This is a genomic window from Thermophagus xiamenensis, assembly GCF_900112795.1.
GTDB lineage: Bacteria > Bacteroidota > Bacteroidia > Bacteroidales > Marinilabiliaceae > Thermophagus > Thermophagus xiamenensis.
Genome location: NZ_FONA01000006.1, coordinates 68,353 through 93,581 on the forward strand (window position 1 = coordinate 68,353; position 25,229 = coordinate 93,581).

Sequence of the window (25,229 nt, forward strand, 5' to 3'; positions counted from 1 at the left end):
TTTTTGTTGTGACAGGTTTTCTTGGTTATGCGCGTTTCATTGTTATATATATACTATTTGAATTAAAACACTGTTAAAATAACCAAGGAAATTACCAACCCGGATTCTGACCAAATTCTGGATACATGGAAGTATCGTTAATCTTGAGGGGGAACCAGTAGTGTTTTGTTCCAAACTGCCGAGTTAAAATAACTTCTTCCCTAAAATTGGAAACTCTGGCATCTTTGGGGTCATTTTCCATGTAAAAATCTTCATCCTCAACCCGATCAAATTCCTGGGATGTTTTGATGTTGTAGGGATATTCAGTCAGCAAAAGCCAACGCCGTAAGTCATTGAACCTAAAACCTTCAAAAGCCAGTTCAACAGCACGTTCACGCCGCACTTCATCCAGGAACAGCTCACGACTACCAGTGTATTTGGAATGAACATGACCTGCACCAACACGATCGCGCAGCGTGTTAATGGCTTCGACGGCAGTCTTGGAAAAATTGGATGATTTATGGTTAGCTCCGCCTATTGCTCCACATGCCTCGGCATACATCAAATAGATGTCTGCCAATCTCATATAAGGAAGATAGACATGAAGATTTGCCGACCAGTTATAGGCACCGTCATATTTATTCGCGGTATGAGGCACAAGTTTTTGTGTAAAGTAGCCGGTACGGCTTGCATTTTCAACTTTTCTCATGGCACCTCCCGTATAAAGACTACAATACCTCAAATATTCCATATCAGAAGGCATTGAAGCATTAACATATTTGAAACCATCGAAGACAATGTCGTGGTAAAATCTGGGATCACGATCTTTGAAAGGATAAGTAGGATCGAATCCTGAATCGGGGTCATCCAAAGGCAGGCCATTTGCCATACCATACAAATTGACATAATTGGCTGTTGGTTGATGAATGATGTTGTCATGTTCAACAAGCCCCTGCACTTTGGGCCCAAAAGTTTTGGTGGTATTCCAGTTACTGCTGTTACCATCGTATGAAGGACCACGAAAAATGGCTTCTGTAGAACCAGGCATCAGCCAGTTTTGTCCGGTAGTATAAAAAATATCACTGTATGAAGTGGTGGCATCATCGGCTGGTACATGGTTATAAATATCTTTGTAGTTGAATTCGACCAAAGCATACTGAGTTTGACCACTTTCCACCAGACTGAGTAACTCACCAAAAGCCTCAGCAGCTTTATCGCAGTAGGTTTCATCATAGTTATAGGTATTTCCACCACCGGTTTGAGGCCCATTTTTCATGAGAGGACTTCCGGCCCACAGATAATTCTTACCTAAATAACCTAAAGCCATAATCTTATTGATTCGCAATTGATTTTTTCCCAAAGTGTTTCTTCCTACTTTGGTATTATCCCAGTCGATAGGCAACAGTTGGGCGGCTTTTTCGAAATCGGCTCCGGCTTTATCGGCACATTCCTGATAGCTTAATCGAGGAAGTGTCAGTTTTTCGCCGGATGGCAACACCTCATCCACATAAGGAAGCCCTCCCAGATATTGCATTAATTGGAAATGCCACCAGGCTCTAAAGAAATATAATTGTCCGGCTATCATATCTTTTTCTTCCTGGGTCGCCTCGGTTAACTTGTCAAGATTTGCGAGTCCAATGTTAGCCTTTCGGATGCAATACCAGGCATGAGGCCACATGGCATGATCAAACGCGTCATCAGAAGTAGGATCGGCATCATCTTTATCGAGCCAGCTTCCGTTTTGAGCCATTCTACCGGCCTGCCAGGCCCAGAAATTTCCGATATCAATCTGATGGACCATGTGCCAGTCACCTTCAGGGTTCATAATTTCGTCATCACCCCAGTTCCAGGAAGTTGTCCAATAGGATTTCTGTTTGTCAGGGATGCAATTGTAAATTTCTTCGATAAAGCCTTGAAAATTAGTAAAATTTTTAAACGCCTCATCTTCCGAAATGATAGATTCGGCTTCTTTATCCAGATAATCTTCACAAGAACTCAACCCTAAAATCAGAAGGGTTAATATACTTCCCCATAAAAATTTATTATATAGTTTCATCGTATTCATAATTTATAAAGTGATTTTGATACCCAAGTTGTAACGTTTCATGGTAGGATAAGCTCCCTGCCCACCACCACCTGCAAAATTTGATTCGCGGTCATCGGGCATGTCGGACCAAACCCAAAGATTATTACCGTTAATAAAAATCCTGAGAGAACTTAATCCGATATTTTTTATCCATCCCAGATTATTGAATGTATAAGACAATTCAGCATTCTTTAATCGAATATAGGAACCATCGAACAAATACTGGGTGCCGGAGTGATAGCTGGGTGTAGAGAGCCATCGAGGAACGACCACATCCGCATCGGTGTTCTCCTTAGACCACCAGGTACCCAAATCATACACAGTATTCAGATTGCTTCCAAAACTGTTAAGAGGAACGTATCGAGTCACATTATTCACCCCATAAAGCTGGACAAAACCACTAAAACCTCTCCACTCGAATCCTACAGTAGCATTATAGGTGTTTTGTGGCGAATCGGAATAGCCGTAGGGTATTTGGTCCTTGCTGTCGACAACCCCGTCGGCATTAAAGTCGATAATGTAATAGTCGCCCGGAAGTTTTTGATTGTCATTGGTATCATGAGCTGGGCTTCCGAAAAGTTCGTCATAACTATTCATAAAACCGGCATCCACATAAGCCCTGTGCTGCCCAATGCTGTATCCTGCTTCTTTCTGATAATCGGGCAATAACTCTGGGTCTTCTTTTTCCAGAATTTTATTTTCGGCATGGGTCATACTTAAATTGGCCCAAAGTCGAAAACCGGCAGGGAAAACTTTATTTATACGCAGCTCTGCTTCATATCCTTTAACCCTTACTTTCCCGAGATTTGCAGTAACGGGAGTAGCACCAAAATAAGAAGGCACCGACCGATCGGCTCCATCAATAAGAATATCAACCCGTTTATCACGGAAATATTCCACACTACCGGCAAACAATCCATCCAGAAAAGCGTAGTCTGCCCCAACATTGAACTTAATTGCGGTTTCCCATTTTACATCGGGATTTCCCACCTGAGCTTCCCGATACCAGGTATATGGACTTTCACCCTGATTTAAGTCAATGATGGTATTTCCACCGTATGCCCATTGAGTCATATAAAGCCACCTTTTGGAAACATTATCATCACCAATTTCACCGTATGAAGCTCTTAATTTCAGCATATCGAGAAAAGAGAGCGACTGCATAAATGTTTCTTCGGAAATCATCCAACCTATGGCCCCTGAATTAAAGAAAGCAAATCGATTATCTTCGCTAAATTTTTCAGAGCCATTGTAGGCACCGTTATATTCCAGAAAATATTTGGTTGCAAAATCATAAGTGGCACGGAAGGCCCAGTCTTCTCTATAATGTGGGATTTCACTACCTGTTGCTCGCTCATCTCGGCTAAAGACCCCCATTGCAGTGAAATTGTGATTTGCGAAACTACGTCCCCAGTTTAGCTGCAATTGGTAGTTTAAATTTCGTTGTGTTAACTCATTTCGCACCTCACCCCCGACAGTGGACCAAAGGACACCCTGCATAAAATCAAATTTGTTGTTATTTTCGAAATCCTGCTTATAGTAAGCGATACCTGTATCCGGGTCAATCCATTTGTACTGTGCATCATTATATAAATCATTGATTCCGCGATTATATTCAACGAAAACATTGTCCCAGGCAACAGACCCTCTGACATTTAATCCTTTCGTAATGAAATCAAGTTTTTGTTCTAGAATAAAATCGGTATTAATCCGGGTGGTAGTAGTAGTCATAAGTCCTGCCAGGGCTAAATTGGCTGCCGAATTGGTAACATTGGAAATATTTGGATAATACCCCCATGTTCCATCTGAATACTTAGGAAGGAAAACGTCGGGAGCAATATTATAAGCTCCGGCCCATTGTTGAGCCACTGCCCAATCGGAAGAATTGGTCTGCCCCCACGGTGACTTTTTGGCCCCATTGGATCCGGCAAGATTAACTTTAAATAAGGTAGAATTAGTCAACTGAAAATCCAGGTTACTTCTCACGTTTAGACGGTTATACCCGTATCCCGACTCATAATTTCGTCCATTGTCCCAGACCCTAAAGAGATCTCCTTCATGTACAAAGTCAGCAGAGGCATAGTATTTAACCAATTTTGTACCTCCACTAACATTAATATTGGCATTATAAGCCATTGCATAATCTTTAAAAATTTCGTCCTGCCAATCTACATTGGGATAACGCTCAGCCTCTTCGAGATTGGCTGGATAACGATATTTTTCGATTATGGCTTGAGGTGTAATATAATCCCATGAATCGGGCGAGAGACTCAGCTCATGTTCAATGGCCACGTTGCGGGCCATAAGAGCATCGTATGAATCATACTTATTGGGCAATTTAGAAGGAACCTTTAATGTAGCATCACCCGACACTTCAATTTTTGCGGTTCCTGTTTTTCCTCGTTTAGTGGTAACAAGAATTACACCGTTAGCCCCTTTAACTCCGTAAACAGCAGTCGCCGATGCATCCTTTAAAACAGAAATAGTCTCTACCGAATTAATATCCACGCTACTCAACGGCCGCTCAATTCCATCGACCAAAACCAACGGTTCGCTACTGTTCCACGAAGAGGCAGAACGAATAAGAATTTGTGGGTCTTCCTCACCAGGCATACCTGAGCTGGAAAGAGTAATAACTCCCGGAAGATTTCCTGTGAGTGCAGCTCCGATATTGGAAATACCGGCCGCCCTTTGCAATACTTCACCTGTGGTTTGGGTAATAGCACCAACGACACTGGCTTTTTTCTGTTGCCCATACCCTACCACCACCACATCTTCCAACTCAAAAGTTTCAGCCTCTAGGATTACCGTAACATTGTTTTGGTTGCTCACATCAACTTCCCGGGTGGTCATCCCTATAAAAGAAACCACAATGACATTTTCATTTTCAGGGATATTAATGGCAAACCGTCCATTCATATCCGTAATATTTCCATAAGAGGAGTTTCCCTTTACCACCACTGTAGCACCGGGAATAGGTTGACGATTCTCGTCCAGTACAACTCCCGATATGGTTTTCATATTCTGAGCGTAAAGTACTGAACTTAAACAAATCATTATCAGCAACAAACTGCTTTTCAGACAAAACTCTAATCTGTTTAGCAAAGGAAGAATTGTCTGATACACATTTCTTTCATTTTTTTTCATTGCAGTTTTGGTTTATTGTCATTATTATATAATTTATTTATTGATTACCATCATTATATAGGATCGGATTAGGCCTCTTAAGATTCCGAATATTCCAGAAACTTCCATAGATTTATCAGACAAAAAAATATCATCAATAGCCACAAATCCCTGGACTACAACTATGCATTCCCATCTTATTTATACGATCATCATTTCTTATATCTCAAGCAAAGTAATTACATAGGTTGTCCAATATTTTTTACCGCATACATACCAATGGTAGTACCTGTAAAGCCAAATGAATTTGCTGTGGATAAATAATAGGCATCAACTCCGGAAATGAGCAGCTCCCGTTCCATCCCCTCAATAGTATAATAGAAATCCCAAAGTTTTCCGTGAGAAACAACTTCCAGAACAATGGGTTTGTTTTTAACATCCAGTAATGAAGCTGCCAATGTTTCGGGTACATCTGATGTTATTTTTTCAAGGGCAATTCTTAATTTTTTCCCCTTTTTTCTTACCGAGAGAAAATACTGATGAGATTCATCTTTAAATAATAACAGCCCCGAAGCATCATTACTATCTTTGGAATTAAAATAAAGTTTAGTAGAACATCTAAATTTGTGATGCTGAATTCTTCGACACACAAACGCGGGAGTATTTTTTTGTGAAGCGCTAATTTTAGAAAACCGTAAAGTCAAAAAACCAGGATTTTCCTTCAGGGATATTAGATTATCGGCGGGGCCTCTCAAGGTCATCCATTGATAATCAAGTTTAGTGGTATCGAAATCGTCATATATTTCAAAATTTCCGAATGTAACATTATCTGCCCTTGTAACACCCTCTTTTTTTAACACCCTTGGTATTAATTCATTACCTTTAGTCATATATGGAAAACCGTCATCACTCCATTTTACCGGCATTAAAAATGTTTCTCTGCCCAAATTTTCAAATTGACCATCAATTGGGCGGCAAGCCAAGAAAACAGCCCACCAACGACCATCCTTATCCTCAATTAAATCGGCATGACCGGCACAGGTAATGGGAAGTTCTCGTTCGGGATCGAGGTGACGTTGTGTTAAAATGGGATTTTTATCCCAGGGTATGTAATCTCCCATAGGAGATTGACTTTTAAAAATGACCTCACTATGATTAACAGAAGTTCCTCCCTCAGCACACATGAGGAAATACTCACCGTTGATTTTATAAAGATGCGGACCCTCGATCCAAACCGGTTTGTCTTCGATATTAACCCCCCCATTGACCAGAATTTTGCTTTTTCCGGTCGTCATTTCTTTTTCAACATCGAATTCATGAATTCTGATTACCCTATGCCCGTCATACAATGGTTCTCCATCAGGGGCATCATTATTGACGATATAGGCCTTCCCATCATCATCAAAAAAGAATGAGGGGTCAATACCATGAACATCAGGTAACCATATAGGATCAGACCAGTGCCCAAAAGGGTCTTTGGTTTTAACAAAAAAATTACCTTTCCTGATATTTGTGGTAATCAAGTAATATGTCTTATTATGTGGATTGTAACTAATTGCAGGGGCAAAAATTCCTTCACTTACACGCTGGTCGGCAAGGTCCAGTTGAGAAGGACGATCTAATACGTGGCCAATTTGTTGCCAGTTGACCAAGTCTTTACTATGAAAAATAGGAACACCTGGAAAATAGGAAAAAGTAGAAGTAACTAAAAAATAATCTTCCCCATTGGTACATATGCTTGGATCAGAATACCATCCGGGAAGAATGGGATTATAAAAATAATCATCACCCGGAAGGGGATAATTTTCATAAAAACTATCTTCACCTTTATAATAAAAGTAATCGAAAATTGCGCCCGGCTGTTTAAATTCAGTAATCTTTTCTGATGGGCGCTTTTTTTCGGATGAATTACATGAGAAGGAAATAACAATCAACAAGGCTGTTACACCACTAATACTAAAATTAAAACTTCTTTTAAATAGTTTTTGTATCATAAGACATTTTGTTTGTTGTCTAAAAAATGTGGGAAAACCAATTTTTAAATGTTAACATCCCAATACATTTCACAACAAAACTAAAATAGCCAAGCCTGATACGTTTTTAAATTTAGATATTCTATTTTTAAATTTAGATATTTTTACAAACCAACTGTTAATCAATGCAAATACACACCTCCTTCTTAAGAAGCTATTTCAATGAAAAAGTTTCAATTTCAGATAGTAATTTCTAATTTTAGAGATACAAACAGCAGAGCACTACAGTATAATATTGCGTTAGAAACCCTTCTTCTTTCTAAATTTCTGTAGGAGATTTTCCATAAAATTTTTTAAAAACCGTACTAAAGTAGCCCACACTTGAAAATCCTGCCTTCTCACTTACTTCAGTAACAGTAAATTCACCGGTTTTTAGCAATTCAAGGGCGTAGTTAAGTCGCACCGATTTAACAAAATCGGAGGGCGACTGACCGGTAAGGGCTTTCATTTTTTTATATAACAATGAGGAGCTGACATTCATCTCAAAAGCAAATTCCTCTTTCCCAAATTTCGGATTGGAGATATAGGATTTGACCACTTCCAGGGCCTTTTTCACAAACTCATCATTCAATTTATTTTCCATCAACCGGGTGTTGTTACCCGCTTCGTTCAGCTTCAAAGCTTTTTCCCTAATGACCTTTCGGTTGATTACAATGGATTTTATTCGGCCTATCAATAAGTTAATATCAAAAGGTTTGGTTAAATAAGCATCTGCTCCCAGTCCCAGCCCCTTTAATTGTTCTGCCTTACCGGTTAAGGCCGTTAAGAGAATCAGTGGAATGTGAGAGGTTTCATAAGTGGATTTAACTAATCGGCACAATTCAAACCCATCGATTTGAGGCATCATAATATCCGACACCACCATATCGGGTAAACATCTCCTGATAATGTCCCATGCCTCTGTCCCATTTGAAGCGGTAGTAACCTGAAATTCATCTTCCAGGGCCACCTTCATGAATTGTCTCAACCTATCGTTATCTTCTACAATTAGCACGCTTAAACGATCTTCCTTCTCATGATTCTTCACCCAATTATCAAAAAAACTTTTTTCCGTAGGCAAATCCTCCAAATAACTATTTTCACTGCTTTTAATCTTTGAATTTTCAAATGAGATATTTTTTTGCAATGGTATTTCTATTTTAAAAAGCGAACCAACATTTTCCTGGCTTTCGCACGAGACGGAACCTCCATGTTTTTCCACATAGTTTTTGACCATTAACAAACCGATACCGGAACCAACAATTTCAGAATTGATAGCATTGTCGCTTCGATAAAACTCTTTAAATAATTGCTTTTGTCCTTTTTGACTGATTCCGATTCCCTGGTCTTTAACTTTCAGCATCCAGTACTTTTTATTACAATCCAAATAAACGAACACTTTCCCGCCATTGAACGAATATTTAATTGCATTAGACAACAAATTATCGATCACTTTTTCCATCATTCCCACATCAACAGCGGATTCACAGTCATCTATTTCTGAATAAAATTGAATCTGAATATTCTTCTTTTTTGCCAACGCCTCAAACATCAATATGCGTTGTTCAACCAACTGACAAATATTTATCACCTGAGGCTTAAAGTCTTCTTTCCCGGCATCTAGTTTCTGAAAGTCCAATAGTTGGGTAGCTACTTTCAACAAATTGTTAATTTGTTCAATGGCCAGATTTAAATAGTATTTGCCTTTATCTGAAAGGGCTGTTTCTTTGTGAATCTCTTCCACCGGTCCTCGAATTAAAGTAAGAGAAGTTCGTAATTCGTGTGCGGTATTGGTAAAAAACCTGATTTTTTCTTCAGAATGTAATTGTTGAATTAAATTAATATGATACCTGAAAAAGAAGTATAATATACCAACAATAAAAGAAATAGCTAAAAAATAAAACCACCAGGTATTCCAGAAAGGGGGTTTAATTCTGATGCTAATGGTTCTTTGATCAATAACTCTCGACAAAGAATTATTATACAATCTGATTTTCAGATCATAATTTCCTCCCGGCAGATTTGCAAATGTCAGCAATCGATGAGAGGTGGGAGCGCTCCATACTTCCTTAATACCTTTCCCGCTAAGTTTCCATGCAAATTTTGATTCAGCTGTCGAAACTCCAATGGGGAGCACTTCAAAGGTCAGAGTGTTTTGATGATAGGCCAATGTTAAATCTCTTAAATTGTCCAAAGGCATCCTCAGATCAAAAATTGTACTATCTCTGATAGACTTTCCTGAAACCACCACATCCTGAAGAAATATCTTCCCATGGTTTTCATGAATATCCAGATTATTGGGATCAAACAAGATAGCACCTGTATTGGTCCCCCAAATCAGGTTACCATCCCATAACAAACAACTGGCATCCTGGTTTACCGAGGCTTTAGCCAAAGGTATAATAGAAGGATAGGTTGTAACTTCCTCATAAACAGGACTAAATCGACAGATGCCATTTTCAGTTCCCAGCCATAAAAAGCCTTTAGAGTAAGAGATACTATTGACAAAATTGGAAGGCAATCCGGAATTTGTAGAATATTTTTTATATGTTTCCTGACTCTTACTGTATCGAATTAATCCATCCCCACTGGTGGCACACCATATTTCATCATTCAGCACCAATAAATCATGAATAATATACCCGTCCAGCAATCGGTCCATCTTACCACTTTTCTTGTCCAGCAATAATAGACCATAGGAACAACCCAGCAACATCTCATTCGAATTATACTCTTTGATAACATAAACGGGTTCATTTCCATACTCATGAAAAGTTCCGGTATTAACATCGTATCGCAAAATCTTTTCAACCACTCCTACTATCCATATATCACCATTCAAATCTTTTTTGATATCAAAAATAAAATTCCCAAACTCCTTGTTTCTGCTAAGTGGTCTAATTTCCTTCCCTGTCTCAGGATTAAAAACAAAAACACCTTCCGACCAGGTCCCTGCCCAAATATTTCCATTATTGTCTTCAATAACAGAATGAAACACTCTGGCACCACCTGTTGTACCTGCAAAAAAGCTAGTCCATTGGTCCGTTTCTATATCCCATCGACTAATACCATTGTTGGTTGCAAACCAAATATTTCCCTTGCTATCTTCAAAAATATCGTTAATAGTATTATTAACCAATGAGTTATCCTTATTAATTTGATGTTCAACCAGCCTCACCATAGGCCTGGATTGCTCAAAAAAAGATGCCCCACCGCTGTAAGTACAAACCCAAACGCGCTTGTTTCCTTCATTAAAAATATCATATATCCCATTTCCGGGAAGTGACGAAGGATCATCCACATCTTCCCGGTAAATATTTAAAACCTTGTTACCTTTGCGATTCATTTCCCACAGACCCTGTCCATCATAACCGACCAATACTGTGCTGTCTGAAATTGCCTCTATAGCCAGGAGTGGCTGATCAGGAAAACTCTCAATTTCCGCTTTTTTCAATATACCTTGTTCCAGACTATAGATAAACAACATACCTGAACTGGTACCAACCCATAATTTTCGCCATTCTTTATCATAATAGAGAACTGAAATATGAAAACCTTCAATTTTTTCGTTGAGATACAACGGGTCTGAACTGTTGTTTTTGATATCCATTTTCCAGATACCTTCATCTTGCCCTATAAAAATAACCTCCTCCGATCGATCGAACCACTCAATATAAATTTTGTCCCCTTTCCCCTTTTCACTGATCAACTTTAAGGTGCCCTCTTTAAACTGATAGACACCGTAAGAAGAGGCTATATAAAAGGCTCCACTTTCACTGATTAAAACATTGAGAACTTCAATATGATAATTATTCAATATTTGTCGAATATCAAACACTAAATCAAACTGATCGTATACTTGATCATATTGAAAAAACTGCCCATTATTGGTATAGGCAAACAAATTTAAATTTTCATAAATCAGCTTTACGGTCCGAACGTTGGCAGAGACATAGGGCAACTGATATTTTCTGAAATCATCTTTGGTGAGCCTTATGATTCCGGTTTTCGATGAAATCCAAATAAAACCTTTTTGATCTTTAGCTATTGAATTGGCTTGGTGAAGCGTCGTTCCGTAAATATTATTTACATTGTAGAAAATTCTATTCCCGGAAATTATATTAGAATTGGAGAATAAAAAACATAAAAAAAGGATGGCTGATAAAAATAATCGAATTGTTTTATTTTTAGACCTCATTCTCCAAAAAGAATTTTCTAAACTAAACTTTTCCTCCATAGACCCCCACACACTGCGATAAAATCCAAGACTCAACCCTTTATTTAATTGTTTCACAAATATTTAAAAACACTTTATTCATTACAAACCTCTACAAGCTTAACCATTCCTTTGCCATATCTGGCTTTAAGTTTATGCCTCTTTGCATACTGCTCTATATCCGGCTTAATAGTTTTTAATTTTTCAAAAAATTCTTTTTTACCGATTATAACTTCAGGATAACCCGGACCAATTGCTATTAAAAAAATATCATCCTTTCTTTCAAAACGGTCAGGTGCAGGATCCTTGTAACCAATTACCTTGGTAGCTTTCATAAATGCCACCTGATATTTTCTATATAGGCGAACCTTCCCATCAACCAATAATTCCAACACACCTCTTTTTTCTTCACTGTCATCCAAATAATTGCTGATAATAAATTTATGTTCATCTATTTTAGCCGATAAAACAGTAGAAGGATTAACTTCCAAAATAAGATTCTTTTTACTAATGAATTGTATCCGATCCCTGTAAATATCGTATCTCAAAGGAATATCCTTTAATTGGACTGTGTCATTCAATATTACTTCGCCTTTAATAAATTCATCGTAGAGATAAGGTGTTCCTTCAATTTGCATATACCTGGAGTCAATATCATTCATATTGGTTTTCTCAAACATAAACTGATCGTATAAAGAAGTTAAATCATTAATCTGATAGGCTTGAGAAAACCCTAATTGGCCAAAAGAATAGAAAAACAATAAATATAAATTCAATCTCATAATTTGAAATATAAAAAAAAGGTTAAGTCATGTTTTAATATATCAAACTTACCTAACTAACAGAAGAAATCATTCCAATAATAGGTATTGAATTTTTAAATATAGATATTTTTAATTTCTTAAAACATCTATTCAATTTGGTTTCACTGCCCTAAAAAAGTTACGCCATTTTAAAAATTTTTCTATTTTGTAGTGATTCTATTCAAAAATTTGGGAATTTCAAAATTTTAGGACTCAAAAAATTTTACCATTCCTCCGTTTTTTATCTGATTTTAGAATAAGAGTATCTCAAATATAAAAACAATACACCTCTTTCTAATTATTTTTAAACTCTAAAAAGCGCTATTTTTTGTCATTCTACTTCATAAAATAGTTGGGAAATTATAAAAATCAGTCGATATGCGTTTTGAAGTTTTTTTTATTGTCCTATTTTTTTTTTCTAATAAATAATACTGCAAATCTTGCACAACAAGAGATTCATAAAAGGTTAAACCCGGACATTTTTAAACCTCGGGTAATAATTCTAACCGATGTTTCCACCTGGGAAACCGATGACAGCGAATCCCTGGTCAGACTATTAGTTCATGCTGATTTACTTGAGATAGAAGGAATAATATACACCACCGGATGGAGCCTGGACGAAGTTCGTGATGAATTCTTTCAACTCATACATGATGCTATTGATGCTTATGAAAAGGACTTGCCCAACCTGATGAAACGTTCAGGCCAGGAAACTTTTCTAAAAGATGAATCCCGCCAAACTGTTGGCTACTGGCCAAGTGCAGATTATCTGCGTCAACGAACTATGTTTGGCAGTCGAAAACGGGGGATCGACCAAATAGGGAAAGAAAACACCTCTGATGGCAGTAATTGGATCATAAAACAGGCTGATGAAGAAGATGAACGCCCATTGTGGATATTAGTCTGGGGCGGAGGAAATACCTTAGCGCAAGCCGTATGGCAGGTACAGCAGGAACGAAACGAAGATGAATTGAAAGCCTTTTTGCATAAAATACCCACCTATGCCATTACCGATCAGGACAGATCTTACAAAAAAGGGACTCCTTATGATATAAGCTCCCATCAATGGTTGCGTCGCGATTTTGAAAAGGATTTGATATTTTTATGGGACGAATGTGCCTGGAAGTACCAAAACGGCACAGGCCGGGGAAACTGGGAAGAGTATGCCAGACATATACAAGGCCACGGTCATCTGGGAATAGTTTATCCAAAATATAAGTATGGAGTTGAAGGTGATACTCCTTCTTTTTTACATGTATTGCCCAATGGGCTAAACGATCCTATGGTTCCTAATCAAGTAAGCTGGGGTGGTTTTTTTACTTGGGGAATAGGTCCTGACAATGAAACCTATGCCTATGTTAATCATAAAGGCACAAGCCATGAAATCTGCTCAAAATATGAAGCCTATTTTTATCCTGCAACATTCAACAATTTTGCCGCCCGTATGGATTGGGCTGAAAATGGAAAAGGGAACAGAAACCCTATAGTCATTGTTAATGGAGATCGTGGCTTTAAACCCTTAGAAATAGAAGCCCAATGCAATCAAAGAATAGTTCTGGATGCATCACAATCAATTGATCCAGAAAATAACAATCTCAGTTTTAATTGGTGGGTACTACCTGAAGCGGGTACTTTCAATCAAAAGATCACTATTCCTAATCCCCACAGCACAAAGACATATGTGATTATTCCCCCCGAAGCTAAAGGGAAGACCATCCACATAATTTGTGAAGTTACAGATAACGGAGAACCAAACCTTACAAGTTACAAAAGAATCATTATCAAAAGTAAATCATAAAACCTCAAAAATTATGAATAAGATTATCTCACTATTAGTCCTTTTTACTGTATTTTCAATAAATAATTTAATAGCCACACCGCAATATGTGTCAGAAAGCTACAACCGAAACTATTTCACCATATGTAATGGCAATGTTGTAGCGCAATTATTGATTGATTCAACTGATTATACAGGTGTAAAAAGAGCCTTTTGTGATTTACAAAACGATATATATAAGGTCACAGGGACGAAACCCGATTTGAATTACAATAAAATACCACAAACAAAACATCTGATTATTGCCGGAACCCTGGGTAAAAGTGCTTTAATAAACGACCTGGCAAACCGAAACATCATTAATCCTAACTTGCTTATTGATAAATGGGAGAAATTTATTATTAAAACCGTAAAAAATCCTTATCCAGGCGTAGAAAACGCACTCATTATTGCCGGTAGCGATAAACGAGGAACGATTTATGGCATATATGATCTTTCGGAACAGATAGGTGTTTCGCCATGGTACTGGTGGGCAGATGTGCCGGTTAAGGAAAAAGAAAATCTCTTTGTAATTCCGGGAACTTATACGGATGGTGAACCTGCTGTAAAATACAGAGGCATTTTCATTAATGATGAGGCTCCCTGCTTAACCAGTTGGGTAAAACACACCTACGGAACCGATTATGGAGATCACCGTTTTTATACAAAAGTGTTCGAGTTAATCCTTCGTCTGAAGGGTAATTTTTTATGGCCAGCCATGTGGAGCTGGGCCTTTTATGCAGACGATTCTCTAAATAGTAAAACGGCCCACGAAATGGGCGTAATAATTGGAACATCGCACCATGAACCTATGGCCCGCAATCACCAGGAATGGGCTCGTAACAGACATAAATACGGTGCATGGAATTACGAAACCAATGCCACAGTCATTGACCAGTTTTTCCGCGAAGGAATAGAACGCGTAAAAGGAACCGAAGACATAATAACTATTGGGATGAGGGGAGATGGTGATGAAGCCATGTCACAGGAAACCAATGTCAAACTATTGAAAAAAATAATCCGCAATCAACGTAAAATCATTGAAGAAGTAACAGGTCGGCCTGCCAAAGAAACAACTCAAGTTTGGGCATTATACAAAGAAGTCTTGGATTATTATGATCAAGGACTCCGAGTTCCGGACGATGTAATCATACTTCTTACCGATGACAACTGGGGCAACGTAAGACGCCTACCCAACGAAAAGGAAAGGCAGCATCCGGGAGGATGGGGCCTATACTATCATGTTGATTATGTAGGCGCACCAAGAAATTACAAATGGCTCAACGTTACACCCATCCAACATATGTGGGAACAACTGCAACTAACCTACGACTACGGGGTAGACAAACTATGGATCCTCAATGTTGGCGATATAAAACCCATGGAATACCCCATTACCCTGTTTCTGGACATGGCCTGGGAACCGCTCAAATACAATGCGACCAATCTGCTGGACCATGCCCGGGATTTCTGTGCGCAGCAATTTGGCGAAGACCAGGCCGATGAAGCGGCTCGTATTCTTAATCTCTACTGCAAATACAACGGAAGGGTAACACCCGAAATGCTCGATCGATACACTTATAACTTGGAAACAGGTGAATGGAAAAAAGTATCTGATGAATACATAAAACTGGAAGCCGAAGCATTACGCCAGTATTTATCCCTAAAACCGGAATACAGAGATACCTATAAACAGCTGATACTTTACCCTGTTCAGGCCATGGCCAACCTTTATGAGATGTATTATGCACAGGCCATGAATCATAAGCTATATGCAGAAAACAATCCCCGGGCCAATTACTGGGCCGACAAAGTGGAAAAAGCGTTTAAAAGAGATAAGGCATTAAGCTACGATTACAACAACGTCATGTCAGGCGGTAAGTGGAAAAACATGATGATCCAGAAAAAAATAGGCTATACCTCCTGGAACGACAACTTTCCTGAAGATCAACTACCGGAAATTTATCGCATTGAAAACCCTGAAAAAGCCACAGGAAAGTATATCTTTTCACCCAACGATGGCTACATCGCCATAGAAGCAGAACACTATTACCAGTTGCAAAACAGTAAGGAGGCAACCTGGACCGTTATTCCATACCTGGGACGAACATTAAGTGGAGTGGCTCTCATGCCTTATTCCAAATCGGTTGAAGGCGCCTGGATATCCTATAAAATGAAGATTCCTGAAGAGGTAAAGAATGTAACCGTACACATCATTGTGAAATCGACCCTGGCATTCAAAAACCTGGAGGGGCACAGATATAAAGTTGGCTTTAAAGGAGCTGAAGAGAAAATAATTAACTTCAATGGTGATTTAAATGAAAAACCCGAAAATATTTATTCCAAATTTTATCCCACGGTGGCCCGCAGGGTGATAGAAAAAAAAGTCAATCTGAATATACCCTCTTCCGATGACGGCATGCAAACCCTGACCCTTACCCCTCTTGATCCGGGTATTGTGTTCGAAAAAATAGTGGTGGACTTCGGGGGTTATAAAGAATCCTATTTGTTCATGGATGAATCGCCCAACAAAAGGGTGGTAGATTAACGCTAGCCAACGCCAACATAAAAAATCCATAGGGCCGTTTGGTCACTAAACTCAATAAAGTTGATAATAATTATTTCCGAAAGGAGAATAAAATATATTTTTGGGAAGAAGTTTGCTAAAAAAACCGATTTTAATTTGTGAAAATCTATGGTAGCGTTGCGAAACAAAAAAAATGAAACATTGATAAACAGTAAAATAAAATCATTTATGAAAGCAAAGCAACTGATTCTATTTTTTTTCCTGGTGCTGATAGGGTATCCTATCGCCACTGCGCAGAATAAGGCTGTCAACCCTGTTATTTTTGCAGATGTTCCCGACATGTCCATGATCCGGGTAAAGGACACCTATTATATGAGCAGCACCACTATGCACATGTGTCCGGGGGTACCCATCATGAAATCCAAAGACCTCATCAATTGGGAAATAGTAAATTATGCCTATGCCATTCTGGATGATGTGGATGCCCTAAACCTGAAAAATGGGAAAAATGCCTATGGCAGTGGTTCCTGGGCCAGTTGCCTTCGTTACCATAACCATACTTTTTATGTGAGCACCTTTGCAGGAACCACCAACAAAACCTATATCTATTCAACCAAAGATATTGAAAAGGGACCATGGAAGGTCACTTCCTTTTCTCCAGCTTATCATGACCACACCCTCTTTTTCGATGACGACGGCCGCATTTACATGATATGGGGCGCCGGAGAACTTCACATGGTTGAACTCAAGGAAGATCTTTCCGGCATCAAAGAACATACCGAACGGGTACTTATCGAAAATGCCAGCGCCCCTGCCGGCTCCAATATCGGATTACAGGCCGAAGGCTCGCAGCTCTTTAAAGTTAATGGCAAATATTACCTTTTTAACATCACATGGCCCAAAGGAGGCATGCGTACCGTAGTGATCCACCGGGCAGATAAGATCACGGGACCCTACGAAGGCATGGTAGCTCTTCAGGATCGGGGCATTGCCCAGGGCGGTCTCATTGACACCCCTGAAGGGCGTTGGTATTCCTATCTGTTTCGCGATTACGGAGCTGTGGGTCGTATCCCCTACCTGGTGCCCGTAGAATGGAAAGATGGCTGGCCGGTACTGGGCATCGATGGCAAAGTACCCGAAACCCTTGATCTGCCCCCAAGCAATGGGTTGATACCCGGAATCGTGGCCTCCGATGATTTTAGTCGTCATCCCGACCAGGCCGATCTTCCCCTGGTCTGGCAATGGAACCACAACCCTGACAATCATCTGTGGTCGGTACGCGAGCGACCGGGATATCTTCGCCTCAAAACCGGAAGGGTCGACACTTCCTTTCTAATGGCCAGAAATACCTTAACCCAACGTACTATTGGCCCCCAATGCTCTGGATCCACATCCATCGACGTTTCCCATATGAAAGAGGGCGACTTTGCCGGATTAGCTCTGTTGCAAAAAGAATTTGGTTTGGTCGGAGTTAAAATGGAGAACGGTAAAAAATCGATCACAATGGTTAGTGCTCAATCCGGCATCCCTGTTGAAAAGGAAAAAGTGAACCTCAATCAAAACACTGTTTATCTGAAAGCTGAATGTAACTTTAGAAATCTAGCCGATACTGCACGGTTTTATTATAGTCTGGATGGGAACAACTGGATAAAAATAGGATCACCATTAAAAATGGTTTATACTCTTCCCCACTTCATGGGTTACCGTTTCGGACTATTCAATTACTCCACCATAACCCCTGGTGGTTTTGTAGATTTCGACTATTTTCATATAACCAATCGAATTTCGGAAGACCAACAATAACAAAAACACCGATTCTGCTAAAGAATCCATACCTTACCCTTCCCTTCCCCTTTTGAACGCAGCGGTATCTCAAAACCTTTATGCCTGCGCCTATTAAACGCAGTTACCCGAAAAATCAGGGCCACTCTTTGGAGATACAGGTATTTCCCGCGAATTTTATTTAAGAAATCCTTTGAAATAGCAGATACAGCCTGGTGACAATGAAAATTTTTCGGGGATAATGAAAATTGGACGGGGATGGTCAGAAATTCGCGGAAATAATGAAAATTCGACGGGAATTGCAACCTTAGAGGGAATTATTCATTACAAATTCAATAATCTCGTTTAGATAACCGAATGCCAATGCCACAACGGTATCAGCAGCACCGTAATATACAGTTACTTTATTATTTTTAACAATGGCAGCACAAGGAAATACCACATTAGGCACGTCTCCTGTCAATTCATAAATTTCATTTGGGGCCAATAAATAAGGTTGAGTACGATACAATACTTTTTCAGGATTTTCCAAATCAAGGATTGCTGCTCCCATAGAATAACGGTAACCGCGACAGGTATTAATCACACCATGATAAAACATCAACCACCCTTGTTCAGTGCGAAAAGGAACGGTTCCAGCCCCAATTTTGGTGCACTGCCAGGCACTTTTCTCAAATGGTGCAACTTTCATAACACAACGATGTTCGCCCCAATATTTCATGTCAGGGCTAAAACTGATAAAAACATCTCCGAAAGGTGTATGTCCATTATCACTAGGACGGCTTAACATTGCATATTTGTTGTTGATTTTTTCGGGGAAAAGAACACCGTTCCTATTAAATGGTAAGAAAGCATTTTCACATTGATAAAAATCAACAAAATCAAATGTATAAGCAATACCAATAGTAGGGCCATGGTAACCATTACACCAGGTAAGCCAGTAGCGGTCTTCAATAAATGTAACACGCGGATCGTATTTATATTCAGAATCCAACATATTGGTATTTCCCGGTTTCATTTTTATGGGTTCGGGATTGATTTCCCAATCGGTTCCATTTTTACTGAAACCAACATAAAGATTCATCTGTACGGCTTTGTTATCGGAGCGAAAAACCCCTGCATAGCCAGCCTTAAAAGGAACAACTGCACTATTGAAAATACTATTGGAATTAGGAATATCATACCTGCCAATAATGGGGTTTTTTGAATATCTCCACATTACATCATTACATCCCTTCGGACGTTCTTCCCATGGGAAAAAAGAAATATTATTTATTTCCATAGTCAAAGCAATAACGACAATAAATTAATATTTTTAATAATATGACCATACCTTGAAAATACAAGCTAGAAAATAAAAAAATCCAGAATTAATGGGATGAGTAATGGAACCAATAATGTTAGAACAATTCCACTAAATACTGCAATTATACCATACTCACTTCCTGAATATTTAACTATGACCGGAAGTGTAGTGTCCATGGCAGTAGCACCGCCCGAGGCAATTCCTGCTAATTTACCAAAATAACGCACTAAAATAGGAACATACACTAATGTTAATATCTCTCTAAAAATATTGGAAAGTAAAGCTACAACCCCTAACTGTGGCCCACTTAATCGGCTTATAATTACGGAAGATAAAGAATAATAACCCATTCCTGCACCGACAGCTATAGTCTCCTTTAAAGATAAATCATTCATTAAAAAGGAAACAAAAGCTGCACCCAGCAAAGATCCTGCGATAATGAAAATAGGAACCAATAAAATCCTAAAATTTATTCTTTTTAGTATATAAAATGCTTCTTTGTCACTACCTGTATTCATCCCGGCTAAAACCATCAATACACACAATAAAACAGTCGGCAAATTTTCATTGGCCAAAAAAGAAGGAACCAGATCATAAATTCCAGCCAATAAGCCAAGAATAAAAAATAATACTATTGTTAGGCTACTCTTCATGAGTTAAAGAATCATTAGTTTTATTCTATTTGTGTCTGCTCAAAAAAAATTATCCGGATTAACTACAGGTAAAAAAAGATGCGTCTGCCATTTCAACAAATAAGACAATATTTCACCCAAATACCGAACATATAAGAGAGGGCTCATTCATTCTTCTTAAACATCCATTTGTAAAGGATAAAGGCCATAATAACACTTCCCAAAATAGTTCCTAAAGCAATAACAAAAGCTTCGAGCCCAATCTTAGAAAAACTTTCTAGAATTTCTTTTTTTGACCCAACAGAGATTCCAAGGAAAAATAACAACAAGTATATTGCCCAATTAACTCCGAAATCAATAATTCGTCGATTCTTTTTATTGTTTCTAAAAAGATAACCAAACAAAAGTCCGATAAAAAAAAGAATTACAACCAGAAGTGAAATCATACGTTTCCCTTAAACAAATCGGTGAATTAATTGACCCCACACAACCCTTAAAAAAGCCAATTAACAAACTATACTACATTTTAATTTCAAGCTACTCGAAAAAAACAATAAAATTAGTCACAAAGATAAAGGAATGTCCGAATCTCAAAAGATTTAACATATTCGGGCATAATAAAAAAAATATGGGAAGTCCTCTAAAACCCCATATTGAAATTATCAGAAAGGATAAAAACGTATGACTAAAAAGTTCACAAAAGTCACACAAACACCTTTCAGAAAACAATTTAATTAATTTCGGATGGGGATAAAAGAGGACTTCCCACTATAAATCTTATAAAAAGGTTACAATATTCAAGTCTTACATTTATTTTTTCGATTCAACTTTTACACCATAGGCTGCAAACAAAAGATAAAGCATGCCCACCAAAATAACTAATATACTACCGGTTTGTCCAATAGCATCAGAGGCAATACCCATTATAGGTGGTAAAACGGCACCTCCCGATACACCCATTATCATCAATCCGGATATTTCATTTCCCCTATCAGGTCGTTTTTGCAATGCCATAGAAAAAATAATGGAAAAAATATTGGCAATGGAAAAACCAATTAAAGCAACTAAAATCAATATTACAACTGTGCTATGACTAAATACCATCAAAACAGTAGAAGCGACAGCTACAATCATACTAACTCTAAAAAATCCCATAGAGGATAATTTAGCTAAAAGGATAGCCCCTGTAAGAGCCCCAATGGTACGAGCGGCAAAATAAAGACTTGTACCCAGTCCGGCCTTTTCTAAAGGCAAACCTGCTCGTTCCATCAAAAACTTCGGTGTTGCTGTATTCATTCCAACATCAACACCCACAACGAACAAAATACCTAAAAAAAGTAACAAAATGGTTTTGTCTTTCAACAGGCCGAAAGCATCGCTAAATGAAGTACTCTTTTCGTTACTCTCTTCTCTGGGAATAGGGACTAACCAAAGCCAAAGACCGGAAAGAAGCGTTATGGCGGCAAATAAAGGGAATAATATTTTCCAATTTCCTAAAGATGTTGCGGCAAACCCGGCAATAATGGGGCCCAAAAAGGAAGAAATGGCTTTTACAAATTGTCCAAGCGTAAGCCGACTGGTCAATTGTTCTTCACTAACAACATTAGTTACCAAAGGATTTAACGAAACTTGTAAAATCGTATTGCCAATACCGAGAAGCGCAAATGCCAGCAAGGCTATTCCATAGCTGTAAGCGATCCACGGAACAAGCATGGCAACAACTGTAATGGCCATACTTAACAAGACAGTATTTTTCCTTCCCAGCTTATTCATTAATAACCCCGTAGGAACCGAAAAAACAAAAAACCAAAGAAAAACCATCATTGGCAACAGGTTGGCTACAGAATCGCTAAGATTGAAATCTTGCTGAACATAGCTGGTAGAAATACCAACCACGTCAACAAAGCCCATAACGAAAAAACCAAAAAGGACAGGCAGGAATTTTGATAATGATGTATTGCTATTCATAACAAACAAATTAATCTTACAATTCTTTAAAAAGCTAAATTTATAAAATAATTTATTTCAAGTGGATAGCTAACAACATAATTAATTAAGAGAAGTTGTAGATTCTGCCACAGCAATTTTAGAATCGGCAGTCCCGTAATAAAGTAACAACTTACCTTTAAAATGAGCCAACCCCTCAACGAAACAAACATTATTAACCTGCCCGGTAATTTCGTATGGCTGATCCGGAGAAATAAACCAGTGATCGGTGCGATGCAAGACTTTTGTGGGATCATTTTTATCCATAATGATCTGCCCGGCCGCATAGGTGCCATCAGCCAATTTCTTATCACCAAATGTGGGACTATTTTTACTATTATAAATCAGTAGTATACCTTGCCCGGCAATAATAGCAGGCGGTCCCGGCTCTACCAATTCACTATCAAACATTCCTTTTCGTGTTGAAAAAACAATTTTAAAAGGAACCGTATAATTGCGCATGGTATCGAGTTTCATCTTTTCAGGATTGGTTTCAATTATTGGCTGCCAGTCTATTAAATTATCTGAGGTCGCCACATAAATATTGGACTCGCCCCAATACATCCAATATTTTCCGTTAATTTTTTGCGCAACCATACGGCCATTTTCTACCCGGCAAACAATAGATCCTGCTTTCGACCACATATTAACAAAATCACCTCCGCGGGCATTTTTAAAGACAGATCCATGTTTTTCCCAGGTTCTTAAATCTTTTGATGTAGCTATAAACAGACGAGCTTTATCCCCATCGTAAGCAGTATAAGTTAAATAATAGGTGCCATTTTCATCTTCTACCAAGCGAGGGTCTTCACAGCCGCCTTCCCATTCATATTTTTGAAATTGATCGTTATCGGGGTATAGCACTGGTTCCGGAAGTTTTTGGAATTTATACCCATCTAAGCTATAAGCCAAACCAAGACGAGACGTCCCGTTATATTTTCCTATACTATCTTCGGCCCTATATAACAAAAATACGGTATCACCTCTGACTGCACTGGCAGGATTAAAAACATCCTTTTCCTCCCATTGTACCACGGCACTACGTACCGGACAAAAAAACTCCAAACTATCTGATGGTGTCAAGCATGGATTTACCTCTACCTTCTTAGTAAAAGGAATTAAAAACTTTGCATCTTCCTGCTTCCCTGAAGGATTACAGGCCGCAACCCATAAAAATACGCCAGCTACTAAAGTTAAAAAAACATTCTTCATTGCGATTACGATTTATTTCAGTTAACTGTTTGTAGTATTGTTTTAAAGAACACAGAACAATTCCATTTAAATTGAAGAGGATGTCTAAAAATTCTATGTCACTTGGCCGGAATCCAGTATATTGGTTACTCCCCAATATCCCGGAGAGTTTAAAATCAACATTTAGACATCCTCTTCAAATAACTAATTTTAAAAAATGTTCAAAAGGGATTTATAAAATAACATTCATAAAATAGAGAAGGTATTAATACCCATCATTTTGAATGATGGTTCCCCCGGATTTGTCAACTTCATCCTGAGGTATTGGATACAAATAATTCTTACTGGTGAAACCACGATCACCCAAAACTTCTTCAGCAATACCCCATCGTTTAAGGTCACGGAAGCGATGAGATTCAATGCCTAGTTCAACCCGTCGTTCATGAATTAACCAGTCTTTGATGACAGCAACATCTGTTTCATTGACATCCCGATCAGGCAAAGTTCCATCAGGAGGATAAGTACCTTCTGCTGTAACTGAATTTCTTGCTCTTTGACGGATGACATTAATTAAGGCAATGGCATCTTCAGTATCGCCATTATTCAACAATGCTTCTGCTTTCCAAAGGATTACATCAGCCCAACGAATAAAGATTTTATTGCTAGGAGAATCGTCATCGCCTTTATAGGAACCGTCTAATGAACCTAAAATCTTATTTACATTTTGTGATTCAACATCAACCGTATACAATAATCTGGGGTCATTGTCTTCAAATTCTTCCAAAAAATTGGTTTCGGGAGCTACAAATCCCCAACCTAAAAGAGCACATAAACCATTTCCATTATCAGGGGTTTGCAAAGGTTCGTGATCATAACAGAAAATAACCTCATCTTCCTGAAACTCTTTTTCTACATCGAAACTATCAAAATAATTTTCATTTAGATCATAAAAACCATATGATTCCAATTCATTGACAAGTTCAATTACTTCATTCCAGTTTTCATTAAACAATTCTACTTTTGCCTGAAGCGCTATTACAGCACCCAAAGAAACACGCCAAGGCTCTTCTTCACTGGAATATTTAGATTGGGGAAGTAACTCTTTAGCTTTGGCAAGGTCAGAGCGTATTTGGTCCCATACCTGCTGGTTTTTGGTACGAACAGCTACCTCATAAGCCTCTTCAAAAGAGGTTAACGGGTTCAATACCAGAGGTACATCTCCAAAATTGGTCACCAAATCAAAATAATAAAACGCTCTTAAGAAATAGGCCTCACCTAATAGCCGATCTTGCAAATCAGCATCGAATCCCAATGTTTCCATCATCGATTGGTTGGTCAAATAATCAATGGCAGTATTGGTTCTGGAAATACCTTCATAATCGTAGGTCCATTGTCCATTAAAACCTTGATTGGAAGCCACAAAACTAAAGTTATTAAACTCATCCATCCATGCCTGGTCACCATCAGGATTCCATTTTTTCTGCATATCATCCGAAGCAATGTCCTGAAGTATAAAATCATTTCTGGTAACAGTTCCTTTATCCCATTCCCATTCCCCAATAATATTAAGGGTTGAAGACAATAATTGGTATGAAGAACTAACCGAATACTCAACGGTAGTTTTTGTAGGATCCATATCCACTTGCTCAGGGGTCAACAATCCAATAGGATCTTTAGTCAAATAATCTTCGCAACCGGCGAAAACCAGAAGCCCTGAAGCTATCAAAAATATATTTCGAAATATTTTCATGATTCTCAGATTTAAAA

14 protein-coding genes are annotated in these 25,229 nt (G+C 38.5%); 3 read left to right on the top strand and 11 right to left on the bottom strand.

Annotated features, from left to right (window positions below; translation table 11 throughout):
- Nucleotides 1-91: 91 nt before the first annotated feature.
- From BM130_RS04815 to BM130_RS04835, 5 genes are all read right to left on the bottom strand, one after another.
- Entirely contained in the window at nucleotides 92-2,035 is a 1,944-nt protein-coding gene (locus BM130_RS04815; RefSeq protein ID WP_010528483.1) for a RagB/SusD family nutrient uptake outer membrane protein, read from the bottom strand.
- 12 nt (nucleotides 2,036-2,047) lie between these two features.
- Complete coding sequence (locus tag BM130_RS04820; protein WP_010528484.1) at nucleotides 2,048-5,212, bottom strand: SusC/RagA family TonB-linked outer membrane protein; 3,165 nt, start codon at nucleotides 5,210-5,212, stop codon at nucleotides 2,048-2,050.
- Nucleotides 5,213-5,430: 218 nt separating this feature from the next.
- Entirely contained in the window at nucleotides 5,431-7,185 is a 1,755-nt protein-coding gene (locus tag BM130_RS04825) for a glycoside hydrolase family 43 protein (RefSeq protein WP_010528485.1), read from the bottom strand.
- 298 nt (nucleotides 7,186-7,483) lie between these two features.
- Entirely contained in the window at nucleotides 7,484-11,497 is a 4,014-nt protein-coding gene (locus tag BM130_RS04830) for a hybrid sensor histidine kinase/response regulator transcription factor (RefSeq protein WP_010528486.1), read from the bottom strand.
- A gap of 17 nt (nucleotides 11,498-11,514) precedes the next feature.
- The gene (locus BM130_RS04835) at nucleotides 11,515-12,201 is read right to left on the bottom strand and encodes a hypothetical protein (protein ID WP_010528487.1); all 687 of its coding nucleotides are present in this window, start codon (nucleotides 12,199-12,201) and stop codon (nucleotides 11,515-11,517) included.
- 406 nt (nucleotides 12,202-12,607) lie between these two features.
- On the opposite strand from BM130_RS04835, the gene BM130_RS04840 reads away from it, so the two are divergent.
- The 3 genes from BM130_RS04840 to BM130_RS04850 all read left to right on the top strand — a co-directional run bounded on the left by BM130_RS04840 (nucleotide 12,608) and on the right by BM130_RS04850 (nucleotide 18,368).
- A complete protein-coding gene (locus BM130_RS04840) occupies nucleotides 12,608-14,020 on the top strand; it encodes a DUF1593 domain-containing protein (protein ID WP_044138818.1) in 1,413 nt (470 codons plus the stop codon).
- Nucleotides 14,021-14,033: 13 nt separating this feature from the next.
- Nucleotides 14,034-16,586: a glycosyl hydrolase 115 family protein gene (locus tag BM130_RS04845; protein WP_010528489.1), complete on the top strand. Its 2,553-nt coding sequence runs from the start codon at nucleotides 14,034-14,036 to the stop codon at nucleotides 16,584-16,586.
- 207 nt (nucleotides 16,587-16,793) lie between these two features.
- The gene (locus tag BM130_RS04850) at nucleotides 16,794-18,368 is read left to right on the top strand and encodes a glycoside hydrolase family 43 protein (protein WP_029626706.1); all 1,575 of its coding nucleotides are present in this window, start codon (nucleotides 16,794-16,796) and stop codon (nucleotides 18,366-18,368) included.
- A 286-nt stretch (nucleotides 18,369-18,654) separates the two neighbouring features.
- Here BM130_RS04850 and BM130_RS04855 read toward each other — a convergent pair whose 3' ends face one another.
- From BM130_RS04855 to BM130_RS04885, 6 genes are all read right to left on the bottom strand, one after another.
- The gene (locus BM130_RS04855; RefSeq protein ID WP_010528491.1) at nucleotides 18,655-19,629 is read right to left on the bottom strand and encodes a glycoside hydrolase family 130 protein; all 975 of its coding nucleotides are present in this window, start codon (nucleotides 19,627-19,629) and stop codon (nucleotides 18,655-18,657) included.
- Between the two features lie 65 nt (nucleotides 19,630-19,694).
- Nucleotides 19,695-20,261: a LysO family transporter gene (locus BM130_RS04860; protein ID WP_202796539.1), complete on the bottom strand. Its 567-nt coding sequence runs from the start codon at nucleotides 20,259-20,261 to the stop codon at nucleotides 19,695-19,697.
- A 188-nt stretch (nucleotides 20,262-20,449) separates the two neighbouring features.
- Nucleotides 20,450-20,731 carry a LysO family transporter gene (locus tag BM130_RS15820; RefSeq protein ID WP_010528493.1) on the bottom strand — a complete coding sequence of 94 codons (282 nt, stop codon included), beginning with the start codon at nucleotides 20,729-20,731 and terminating at the stop codon, nucleotides 20,450-20,452.
- Nucleotides 20,732-21,095: 364 nt separating this feature from the next.
- Nucleotides 21,096-22,253 (bottom strand): MFS transporter, encoded by a 1,158-nt coding sequence (locus BM130_RS04875; RefSeq protein ID WP_010528495.1) that lies wholly within the window; start codon nucleotides 22,251-22,253, stop codon nucleotides 21,096-21,098.
- Nucleotides 22,254-22,334: 81 nt separating this feature from the next.
- A complete protein-coding gene (locus BM130_RS04880; RefSeq protein ID WP_010528496.1) occupies nucleotides 22,335-23,483 on the bottom strand; it encodes a glycoside hydrolase family 130 protein in 1,149 nt (382 codons plus the stop codon).
- A gap of 244 nt (nucleotides 23,484-23,727) precedes the next feature.
- Nucleotides 23,728-25,212 (bottom strand): RagB/SusD family nutrient uptake outer membrane protein, encoded by a 1,485-nt coding sequence (locus BM130_RS04885; RefSeq protein WP_010528497.1) that lies wholly within the window; start codon nucleotides 25,210-25,212, stop codon nucleotides 23,728-23,730.
- Nucleotides 25,213-25,229: the final 17 nt, after the last annotated feature.